Genomic DNA, 1,222 nt, shown 5'->3' with positions numbered 1-1,222 from the left:
CTTAAGTTTACAATCTATTAAATTAGATAAATAAACAGAAAAGACAAAAGAGAGGAATAAGGTTAATATACACGCAGAAGCTTAAGACTTCGTCAACATTGAAAATCCCTTCTCTTTTACTACACAGATTTCGTACAGTTCTATGAGGCTTTTGGACCTCGATTTTAAGTCGTTGAAACTCGGGTAGCTTGTCCTTTCGTAAAACATTTTGTTATGAATAAAGATATTAAATATTTTGGAATCGACATTAGTCATTTAGTATTCGATGTTACAGATTCTGATGGTAATCACTATCAGTTTAAAAACACATTAACAGGCTTTAAAAAGTTTAGAAAACTCATAGATACTACAAGTCATTGTGTAATGGAAGCCACAGGCTATTATCATTACCAATTAGCCTATCATTTACTTGAGTCAGGTATAAAAGTATCTGTAGAAAACCCATTAGCAGTAAAGCGTTTTATCCAGATGAAGCTATCTAAAATAAAAACAGATAAGAGTGATTCAAACTCAATTTGTGAGTATGCAAAACAGGTAGATTTAAAACTTTGGAAAGGCAATTCAAAACATCAAAAAGCATGTCTTCAAATAGCCAGAGCGGTTTCTGTATATACAAAACAGAGCACTATGCTAAAAAACAAAATACATGGCGAAGAAGTTTTGGGTAATCCAAGTATTGATGTTTTACGCTCATTAAAACGTAGCCTAAAACATGTAGAAAAAGAAATAAAGACATTAGAAGATAAGTTGTTGAAAATGGTAAGAGCAGCATATAAAGATGTTTTAACAAGAATAGAAACTATACCAGGAATAGGTAGAAAAACAGCAATAGCTTTAATTGTTTTGACAGACGGATTTGATCGCTTTAAAAGCGGAAGTGAGCTGTGCAGTTATGCAGGATTAACACCAATAATTAGACAAAGTGGAACGAGCGTAAATAGTCGCGCAAGAATTAGTAAAATAGGAAACCAAAAGCTTCGTAATTTAATGTTTATGTGTAGTCTAAATGCTTGTAAGTACAACAAAGCTTGTAAAGAAATGTACGAGCGTTTAGTAGCCAAAGGAAAGAGTAAAAAACTAGCACTAATTGCAATTTGTAATAAGCTGTTAAAACAAGCTTTTGCAATTGCAAAATCAGGATTAATATATGATAATACTTATAGAAGTGTGTTGGCTAAAAATTAAGTGAATTTTACTTGTTTTTTACCACAGTACTTTGTTG

1 protein-coding gene is annotated in these 1,222 nt (G+C 31.8%); it reads left to right on the top strand.

Translation table 11 applies throughout. The annotated features are described in order from the left end of the window. Positions 1-213: 213 nt before the first annotated feature. Positions 214-1,185 (top strand): IS110 family transposase, encoded by a 972-nt coding sequence (locus Q0842_RS16030; RefSeq protein ID WP_298500500.1) that lies wholly within the window; start codon positions 214-216, stop codon positions 1,183-1,185. Positions 1,186-1,222 lie beyond the last annotated feature (37 nt).

This window comes from uncultured Algibacter sp. (assembly GCF_947495675.1).
Taxonomy (GTDB): Bacteria; Bacteroidota; Bacteroidia; order Flavobacteriales; family Flavobacteriaceae; genus Algibacter_B.
Note: the sequence above shows the minus strand (reverse complement) of the source record. Positions and strands in the feature narration are given on the sequence as shown.

Coding starts and splice junctions, on each gene's coding strand:
- Q0842_RS16030 (WP_298500500.1), top strand. CDS start 214: ATGAATAAAGATATTAAATATTTTGGAATCGACATTAGTCATTTAGTA.